This window comes from Solidesulfovibrio sp. C21, assembly GCF_047785625.1.
Taxonomy (GTDB): Bacteria; Desulfobacterota; Desulfovibrionia; order Desulfovibrionales; family Desulfovibrionaceae; genus Solidesulfovibrio.
Map to the genome: position 1 here is coordinate 1 of NZ_JBLODY010000119.1, position 8,241 is coordinate 8,241.

9 protein-coding genes are annotated in these 8,241 nt (G+C 65.6%); 3 read left to right on the forward strand and 6 right to left on the reverse strand.

The window, feature by feature from the left end; genetic code table 11:
• Positions 1 to 34: 34 nt before the first annotated feature.
• Positions 35 to 691, reverse strand: coding sequence for a hypothetical protein (locus tag ACMZ6R_RS19495; RefSeq protein ID WP_416114617.1), 657 nt, complete (start codon positions 689 to 691; stop codon positions 35 to 37).
• Between the two features lie 13 nt (positions 692 to 704).
• The gene (locus ACMZ6R_RS19500; protein ID WP_416114618.1) at positions 705 to 2,549 is read right to left on the reverse strand and encodes a CHASE2 domain-containing protein; all 1,845 of its coding nucleotides are present in this window, start codon (positions 2,547 to 2,549) and stop codon (positions 705 to 707) included.
• Between the two features lie 234 nt (positions 2,550 to 2,783).
• Here ACMZ6R_RS19500 and cysK point away from each other — a divergent pair, with 234 nt between their 5' ends.
• Both cysK and epsC read left to right on the forward strand, forming a co-directional pair.
• A complete protein-coding gene (gene cysK / locus ACMZ6R_RS19505; protein ID WP_416114619.1) occupies positions 2,784 to 3,713 on the forward strand; it encodes a cysteine synthase A in 930 nt (309 codons plus the stop codon).
• 5 nt (positions 3,714 to 3,718) lie between these two features.
• The gene (gene epsC, locus ACMZ6R_RS19510; protein ID WP_416114620.1) at positions 3,719 to 4,660 is read left to right on the forward strand and encodes a serine O-acetyltransferase EpsC; all 942 of its coding nucleotides are present in this window, start codon (positions 3,719 to 3,721) and stop codon (positions 4,658 to 4,660) included.
• A 507-nt stretch (positions 4,661 to 5,167) separates the two neighbouring features.
• Here epsC and ACMZ6R_RS19515 read toward each other — a convergent pair.
• The 3 genes from ACMZ6R_RS19515 to ACMZ6R_RS19525 are packed head-to-tail and all read right to left on the reverse strand — an operon-like array spanning position 5,168 to position 7,322.
• Positions 5,168 to 6,256, reverse strand: a complete 1,089-nt coding sequence (locus tag ACMZ6R_RS19515; RefSeq protein ID WP_416114621.1) for a tetratricopeptide repeat protein — start codon at positions 6,254 to 6,256, stop codon at positions 5,168 to 5,170.
• 14 nt (positions 6,257 to 6,270) lie between these two features.
• On the reverse strand, positions 6,271 to 7,062 hold the full coding sequence (locus ACMZ6R_RS19520) for an HD domain-containing protein (protein ID WP_416114622.1): 792 nt from the start codon (positions 7,060 to 7,062) through the stop codon (positions 6,271 to 6,273).
• Complete coding sequence (locus tag ACMZ6R_RS19525; RefSeq protein ID WP_416114623.1) at positions 7,059 to 7,322, reverse strand: hypothetical protein; 264 nt, start codon at positions 7,320 to 7,322, stop codon at positions 7,059 to 7,061. The genes ACMZ6R_RS19520 and ACMZ6R_RS19525 overlap by 4 nt, the downstream gene beginning before the upstream one ends.
• Before the next feature lie 241 nt (positions 7,323 to 7,563).
• Here ACMZ6R_RS19525 and ACMZ6R_RS19530 point away from each other — a divergent pair, with 241 nt between their 5' ends.
• Positions 7,564 to 7,962, forward strand: coding sequence for a response regulator (locus ACMZ6R_RS19530; protein ID WP_416114624.1), 399 nt, complete (start codon positions 7,564 to 7,566; stop codon positions 7,960 to 7,962).
• Here ACMZ6R_RS19530 and ACMZ6R_RS19535 read toward each other — a convergent pair.
• Positions 7,927 to 8,241: hypothetical protein (locus ACMZ6R_RS19535; protein ID WP_416114625.1), on the reverse strand; the 315-nt coding region annotated here is incomplete at its 5' end. The two genes, ACMZ6R_RS19530 and ACMZ6R_RS19535, sit on opposite strands and share 36 nt — an antisense overlap.

The window sequence follows — 8,241 nt, forward strand, 5'->3', positions numbered from 1 at the left end:
AAAAGGGGGTTCCCGCCCCCCACTTCCGCCTTTCCTACTCCACCTCCCAATGCGCCAAGGTCTGGTTGTCGGGGTGCGCTTCGCGCAGGCGGCGCAGTTCCTCGGTGAGGCGGCGTTTCTGGCCCAGGCGGGCGAGTTCTTCGAGCAGCACGATATCCGGCTCCATATCGCCGGGGGCGGCGGTGGCGCGCATTTGGGCCACTTGTTTTTCGACGGCGTCCAGGTCGGCGCGTTCGTCGTCGCTCAAGGTTTTGTCCTCGGGCACGGCGACATCGCGGGTGCGTACCTGGGCTGTGGCCTGTTCGCCGGCCTGGGTCAGGATGGACGAGGCCTGGCCGCCGGCGGGCTTGGTGCGCAGCGGCAGCTTGTCGATGACGGGCGGGGTGTCGCTGTCGGCGCTTTGGCCGCCGTCGGCGGTAATGACCACCTGGGCCGGGCCGGTCCAGGTTTCGCGCACGCCTTTTTGCAGGAAGGCGAGCTGGACTTCCGCGCCGCGCGGCAGGTCGAGCCTTTCGCCTTCGCGCAGCCGGGTGAAGACTTCCAGTGGTTTTTTCGGCCCGTCGACGGGCGACAGGGTGGTCTGGCCGTTCAAGGCGGAAACGAGGCACACCAGGCGGGGCGCTTCGGCCGAGACCGACGTGCACAGGGCCGCCAGCAGCAGTGCGGTAATCAGGAGTGTACGGCGACGCATGGATCGCTCCTTTTTATTGGTCGGCCAGCCCGAGGATTTCCAGGGCCGGCACGGGTTCGCTCTTGCCTTTCACTTGGGCCTGCTCGGCACGTCCCGTCAAGATGCCGGGGCCGGCCAGCTCGACCGTGGTGCGGCTGGCCACCACCGGGCAGCCCATGACCTTGGTGAAGCCTTCCAGGCGCGAGGCGGTGTTGACGGTGTCGCCGATGACCGTGAAATCGAGACGCTGGCGTGAGCCGATGTTGCCGACGACGGCCGGGCCGCTGTGCAGCCCCACGCCGATATGAAATTCCCAGTCGCCCAGTTTGGGGAAGCGCTGCCGCATCCAGCCCTGGAATTCCCGGGCCGCTTCCACCATGCCGAGCGCCGTGGCCAAGGCCTGCCGGGCGTGGCCGGGATCGGCCAGGGGCGCGCCGAAAACGGCCATGACCGCGTCGCCGATGAATTTGTCGATCATGCCGCCGTGGGCCAGGATGATGTCGCAGACCTTGGAGAAGTAGGCGTTTAACAGTTCGACGACTTCCTGCGCCGAGAGCTTCTCGCTCAAGGTCGTGAAATTGCGGATGTCGGAGAAAAGGATGGTGACCGTGGCCAGCGATCCGCCAAGGGCTGGCGGCTGGCCGCTTTTGAGGATGCCGGCGATGGCCGCCTCGGACACGTATCTGCCGAAGGCGTGGCGAATGTGGGCCTTTTCGCGTTCGCCTCGCGTCAGGCGCACGGCGTTGGCCCCGGCCCAGGTGAGCGTCAGGCCGACATCGAGCCCGGCCAGGGGCAGAAGCCAGCCGGTGCGAAACAGGCCGTAGCCCAGGCCGAAGGAGGCCAGGCCGCAGCCCATGGTCGCCAGCACCGACCGCCCGGGGCCGAGTCTGGCGCAGGCCAGGGCGCAAAGGGCCAGGAAGGGCAGCCAGAGGACGGACGCCGTGACATGCCCGATGGGCTTCAGGCTGCGGCCGGTCAAAAGTGCCTCCACGATGTTGGCGTGGATTTCCGGGCCGGGCATGAATTCCTTGGGCGCGCCGAAAAGCGGCAGGGAGTAGGGCGAGGCCAGCCGGTCGTGGGCGCCGTGGATGTCGATGCCGAGGATGACCACCTTGCCGGCCAGCGCCTTCACTTCGGGATCGTCGGCTGCGTCCTTGGCCAGGAGTCTGGCGAAGCTTATGTGCCTGAAGGTCTCGGGCGGGCCGGAAAAGACGATGGGCCGCGGGGCCAGGGCGGCCGGCGTGTCGATGTCGGCCAGTCCCGGGGCCTTGGGATCGGCCTTTTGGGCCAGGGCGGCGGCGAAGGACAGCCTGGGCTCCCCCTTGGAATAGAGCGCCGGGGCGAAGCGGCGCACCACGCCGTCGCGGTCGAGCGGCACGTTGGTGAGCCCCAGATCCGCCTCGTGCCCGGGCAGGGCGATCAGGTAATCGGCCGCCGGCAGGCTGAAGGCCGGTTCGCCGGATTCGTTGGAGACGCTGGCGGCCAGGATGACCTTGCCCTTGGCCAGCTCCAACATGAAGTCGCGGTCGAAGTCGCGGCTGGCATCGGAGCCGATGATGTCCATCCAGGTGACAGGGGAAAGGGCCGGCTGAATGTCCAGGCCGATGGCCGCCACGCCCACCTTGTGCAGCGTGGCCAGGATCTTGGCGTACAGCGGTCCCCAGAAGACCAGCGGTCGGTCCGGTTCGGCGGCGAGGGCCTCGTCGTCGAGCAGGGCCACGGCCACTCGCGTGGGCTCGTGGCGCTTGCCGGCGAGGACGTGCCACAGATCCGAGTTCCAGGCATCGACGCGCCTGGCCGGTTGCAGCGAGGAAAAGAAAAGCCCCGCCGTCAAGGCGGCGAGGATGAGGCAAACATAAAATACGGGTTTGAAGTGCATGGCGGTTCCGCGATTGCCGGCTCAAAGGCGCGGCGGGTGGGTTGGCCCGGGACGGGCGACGGAGCCCTTGTCGCGCGAACGGCTCCCGGCGTCCACGAAAAAATGCGGGGGTCCGCCCGGTCGTTGGCGACCCGACTTTTTTGCGCCGGACGGCTTGCCTAAGCAGCGGGAGTGCTCCACAATCGACAGGGCTTGCATCCGCTGCCGCGGCAGCGGTCGAAAAGGAGGATACCTATGCGCGTTGCCGACGATATGACGCAACTGACGGGCCATACCCCCATGGTCTGGCTGACCCGGCTGGCCGAGGGCTGCGTGGCCCGGGTGGCCGCCAAGCTGGAATCGTTCAACCCCTGTTCTTCGGTCAAGGACCGCATCGGCGTGGCCATGATCCTGGCCGCCGAGCGCGACGGCCGCGTGCGCCCCGGCACGGTCATCGTCGAGCCCACCTCGGGCAACACCGGCGTCGGACTGGCCTTTATGTGCGCCGTTCGCGGCTATAAGCTCGTCCTGACCATGCCGGAGTCCATGAGCGTGGAACGCCGGGCGCTTTTGCGCGGATTCGGGGCCGAGCTGGTGCTGACCCCGGCGGCCCAGGGCATGCGCGGGGCCGTGACCCGGGCCGAAGAGCTCGTGGCCGATCTGCCCGACGCCTTCATGCCCATGCAGTTTTCCAACCCGGCCAACCCCGAGGCCCATTACCGGACGACCGGCGTCGAGATCTGGGAGGACACGGACGGGCTGGTGGATATTTTCGTGGCCGGCGTGGGCACCGGCGGGACGCTGACGGGCGTGGCCAGGGCGCTCAAGGAGCGCAAACCGTTGGTTCGGGCCGTGGCCGTGGAACCCGCCTCCTCGCCCGTGCTTTCCGGCGGCAAACCCGGACTGCACGCCATCCAGGGCATCGGGGCCGGATTCGTGCCCGAAGTGCTGGACATGGGCGTGGTCGACGAGCTCTTCCCCGTGGAAAACGAGGCGGCCATGACCACGGCCAAACGCCTCATGCGCGAAGAGGGCATCCTGTGCGGCATTTCTTCCGGAGCCAACGCCCATGCGGCGATCACCATCGCCAAGCGTCCGGAAAACGCCGGCAAGATCGTCGTGTTCGTGGTGTGCGACACCGGCGAACGCTACCTGTCCACGTCGCTTTTCGCCGAGGAGGCCTGATCGCCGTGAGTCCCATCACCCAGCCGCCGCGCCGTAAACCCTCGCCCGTGGAGTGGGTGGCCGAGATGCTGTGCGAGGAAGCCTCCTACCGCACGGTCTACCACCGGCCCCTGCACGACGAGCCCATGCCGGCCATCAAAACCCTGGCCGAACTCATGGAACGCCTGCGGGCCGTCATCTTTCCGGGCTATTTCGGCCATTCCGACATCACCCCGGAAAACATGCGCTTTCACATCGGAGCCAACCTCGACGCCATCTTCCGGCTGCTCACCGACCAGGTGCGCCGGGGCTTCTGCTTCTTTTGCGACCTCGACGGCACGGGCGACTGCCAGGAATGCGAGGAAAAGGCCCGGCGGCTGGCCGGCGACTTTCTCATGCGCCTGCCGGAAATCCGCGAGGCCCTGGCCGAGGACGCCCAGGCCGCCTACGAAGGCGACCCGGCCTCGCGTTCGCCCGGGGAAACCATCTTCTGCTACCCGAGCCTCACCGCGCTCACCCACCACCGCGTGGCCCATGAGCTGCACCTGCTCGGCGTGGACCTCATCCCCCGCATCATTACCGAAATGGCCCATTCCGCCACAGGCATCGACATCCACCCCGGCGCCACCATCGGCCGGCGGTTTTTCATCGACCACGGCACCGGTACGGTCATCGGGGAAACCTGCATCATCGGCGACAACGTGCGCCTGTACCAGGGCGTGACCCTTGGAGCGAAAAGCTTTCCCAAGGACGAGGAGGGAATGCTCGTCAAAGGCATCGCGCGCCACCCGGTCGTGGAAGACGACGTGGTCATCTACTCCGGGGCCACCGTGCTTGGCCGCATCACCATCGGCAAAGGCTCGGTGGTCGGCGGCAACGTTTGGGTCACCCGCGACGTGCCCCCCTATTCGCGCCTGGTCCAGCAGGGACCGGGCGGCGGCGTCAGTTGCGACGGCGGGGGGATTTGAGCGGCAAGGCAGCTGGATGACAGCGGGATGGAGAGGACAGGGAGAGGGCAGGGGCTCTGCCCCTGCACCCCGCCGGGGGACTTGATGTCCCCCGGACCCCCTTTTACCGGGTTGGGATGACGGGTGGATGGGGAGTTGGGTGGTGCGGGTTGGGATGATCTTGTTGCCGCAATCGGCCCGGCGGCACGAGGCGCGTAAGCGCCTCGACGCCGGACACGATTGCGGCAACAACCGCGCCAGCGGCGAAGCGCCGCATTTTAAGAAGAGATGTTCTCCGAATGTCGCCCCGCAGGGGCGACCGGCGTGGTGCAGGCGGAATTTGCTTGGGACGAGCTTGTCGCGAAGCGGCATGCACCGTCCCGACAAATTCCGCCTGCATCTTCTCCACTCTCCGTCTTTCCGCCAGCCAACCCAGCCTCCCGCCCGACCAAAGCACACCGGATGGGGGGCCCGGGGGGCCTGTGGCCTCCCGGCGGGGTCCGGGGCAGAGCCCCGCGCCGCTCCCCGCTAGTCGTCGCGTAGCGATTCCGCCGCCTGTTGCCGATCGTCCGGTGGTGGGGCCGGGGGGGCGGCGCGGGGGTATTCGCGGCCAAAAAGTTTGCGGTAGAGTTTGCGGCCTTCCTCGAATCCGGGGCTGCTGTCCAGGGCCTTTTCGACGCAAAGCTTGGCGTCCTCGGTATTGCCCATGAAGTAGAAGGCCTTGGACATGTTGAAGTGGATATTTTCGTCGCTTGGCGTGAGGGAAAGGGCCTGCTTGTAGGCGTGCAGGGCGCCGGCGAGGTCGCCGCTCTTGCGCAGCTTGACGCCGAGGGAGTTGAAGGGGTTTGGGGTGTTGGGGTCGTATTTGAGGATCTCGATGAACAGTTCCTTGGTCTCTTCCATGTGGTTGAACTGGGCGTGGATTTCGGCGGCCTTTTGCAGGTTGCGCTTGAATTCGTCCAGGTCTCCCTTGCCTTTGTAGGCGTCGGCCAGGCCTTTGTAGGCTTCGGCGAAAAGGTCGTTTATCTTGATGGCCTTTTTGAAGGCGATGATGGCCTGGCCGTATTTCTGGCGCACCAGACAGCGGCAGCCCATGTCGTAATATTTCTGGGCCATGTTTTGTTCGGTGATGATTTCCTCGAAGGCTTCGATGGCGTCGTCGAAGTTGCCCATGGCCACCATTTCGCGGGCGTCTTCGATCTGCTGGCGTTCGATTTCGGTGACGCGTTCGACCTGGCAGCCGCGCAGCACGTGTTTGCGGAAGGTCTCCTCGGAGTAGGGGCGCAGGATGTAGCCGGCGCAGCCCACGGCGATGGCGTCGAGAACCTTGTCGCGCTGGCTTTGGGAGGTGACCATGACGATGGGCACGTCCTTGAGGCGTCGGTCGCGGTGGCTGGCGCGCAGGAACTGGGTGCCGTCCATGTCGTCGAGCTGGCTGTCGAGGAGCACGACGTCGGCGCGGTTGGCGGCGAGGAAGTCCAGGGCTTTTTCCCCGGAGGCGAACTGTTCCACGCACCGGGGGCGGAAGGGGGCCAGGGAGCGCCGGTCGCGTCGGACGTTTTCCTCGTTGCCGCTGACGATGACGACGGTATCGAAGAGGATCGGGGAGAAGTCCATGGCGCCTCCGTTCGTCAGGGGGATACCGTTTCGCATGGGGCGAACCGATCGTGGTAGCGTGTCTTGAAGGCGAGAAGGTCGGGCAGGTCCGGCAGCGCGTCGAAAAGGCCGGCAACGAGGCCGCGGGTGAAGAATTCGCGCCGCGTTCGGGCGAAGTTCATGTCGTTGATCCAGCTTAAAAGCAGCAGGGCGAAGTCGTTGGTGGAGCCCATGGCGTAATAGTTTCCGATCCGGCCGGCTTCGATGTCTTCGAGGAAGACGGGGTTGTAGGCGTCCGGGATGTCGGGCAGCCCCAGGAACACCACGGCGTCCTTTTCCTTCGGGGCTTGAAAATGTTCGAGCATGACCCGGACGATGTCGAGCTTGTCGGCGTCGCGCACGATGCGGACCAGGGCCAGGGCGTCGGCATCCGCACCGGAGGCGACGCGCGCCGGAATGGCTCGTTTATTGTGGCAGATGATGGCCGTGCGCACAAGGGTTCGGGACCGTTGGTCCAGGTCGGCCAGGGCCTTTTCGCGGGCCAGGGCGATGGTGCCGAGGATGGCGTGGTTGGCGCTGTCGGCGTCGCGGAAGGTGTGAAAACGCCGGTATTGGGGGAAACGGCCGGTATCGTGCAAAAGCCCCGTGATGACGGCCAGTTCGCGCAACCTCCCGGACAAATCCAACGCTTCGGCCTGGGCCTTGGCCTCGTCCATGACGCGCAGGCTGTGGGTGCGCTTGAGATCCAGGTGGGCGTCGTGGTCGGGTGTTCCCTGGCGGTACGCGTCGACAAAGGCCTCGAACCAGGCGCGAATGGCCGTGATCATTGTTCGCGCCGATCCTTGTCCTGGTTTGCCGGGTCTTCCGGGTCCGGTTCGTCGAATTCCTTGTCGCGCAGGGGGCCGCCGGGGCCGAAAAGGTAGCGCAACAGCCAGGCCATGCCGCCGAGGATGGCCAGGATGAAAATCCCTTTGAGGATGACCGAGAAAAAGCCTTCCTCGAGGCCGGGGCCGAAAGGCCAGGTCTTGTGCCAGCTTGGTTCCACCTTGCTGGCGGCTTGGATTGCCAAGGCATTCAAAAAAAACATGCGGTTGCTCCATGGCGCCGATTGCGCATCGCATGCGACTTACGCGGGATCGGGCCGTGTTGCAAGACGCGCCGGCCCATGGACGGGGCGGGGGAGCGGTTGACCGCAGGATTAATGTCCCGACGCATTGCTTTCCCCGCGCTTTGCGCCTACAAAAGACCACTAGGCTTCTTCGCGTCATTTGTCCGCGAGGCCACTTCAGCACATGTTTATTACGGGCAGTACGGTTGAGGAGGCGGCGATGCGAGTGTTGGTAGTCGAGGACGACTTTACGAGTCGGAAGATCCTCCAGAAAATTCTCGGCCCCTATGGCGAGGTCGACATCGCGGTCAACGGGCTTGAGGCCGTCGAGGCCTTCAGTCAGTCCCTCGAGGACGACAATCGCTACGACCTGATCTGCATGGACATCATGATGCCGGAGATGGACGGGCAGACGGCGCTCAAGACCATTCGTGCCATCGAGCGGGAGCGCGGCATCACGCCGGCCCAGGAAGCCAAGGTGGTCATGACCACGGCCCTGGACGATCCCAAAAACGTGGTGGAAGCCTACTACAAGGGCGGGGCCACCTCGTACGTCCCGAAGCCCATCGACAAGCACATGCTGCTACATCTGCTCAAAAATCTCGGCGTGATCGAATAGCCGGGGCCGGCCGGCCTCCTTCTTGCCGGCGCACGGACAGCGCTCCCCCCTTCCTTTTGTCCCACGGAACTGTTTTGCGGCTTTCGCGGCGCGATGCGTGCCGGGCGGCTCTTTTGCCTTTGCCGCCATGGCGGCCGCGCCACCCGCGCCTTGTAAGCGGTCAATCAGGCCCTTCTTACGCCACTTGAGTTTTCTGCCATAGGAAGTCTCACAGGAGGACAACCATGGCAGCATCAGCACCAGAGGCGTGTTCCGAGAAGACGGTGTATTGGGCTGGGC

Excerpts from the sequence above, each read along its gene's own strand:
- ACMZ6R_RS19495 (WP_416114617.1), bottom strand. The coding sequence starts at position 691 with ATGCGTCGCCGTACACTCCTGATTACCGCACTGCTGCTGGCGGCCCTG.
- ACMZ6R_RS19500 (WP_416114618.1), bottom strand. The coding sequence starts at position 2,549 with ATGCACTTCAAACCCGTATTTTATGTTTGCCTCATCCTCGCCGCCTTG.
- cysK (WP_416114619.1), top strand. The coding sequence starts at position 2,784 with ATGCGCGTTGCCGACGATATGACGCAACTGACGGGCCATACCCCCATG.
- ACMZ6R_RS19515 (WP_416114621.1), bottom strand. The coding sequence starts at position 6,256 with ATGGACTTCTCCCCGATCCTCTTCGATACCGTCGTCATCGTCAGCGGC.
- ACMZ6R_RS19520 (WP_416114622.1), bottom strand. The coding sequence starts at position 7,062 with ATGATCACGGCCATTCGCGCCTGGTTCGAGGCCTTTGTCGACGCGTAC.
- ACMZ6R_RS19525 (WP_416114623.1), bottom strand. The coding sequence starts at position 7,322 with ATGTTTTTTTTGAATGCCTTGGCAATCCAAGCCGCCAGCAAGGTGGAA.
- ACMZ6R_RS19530 (WP_416114624.1), top strand. The coding sequence starts at position 7,564 with ATGCGAGTGTTGGTAGTCGAGGACGACTTTACGAGTCGGAAGATCCTC.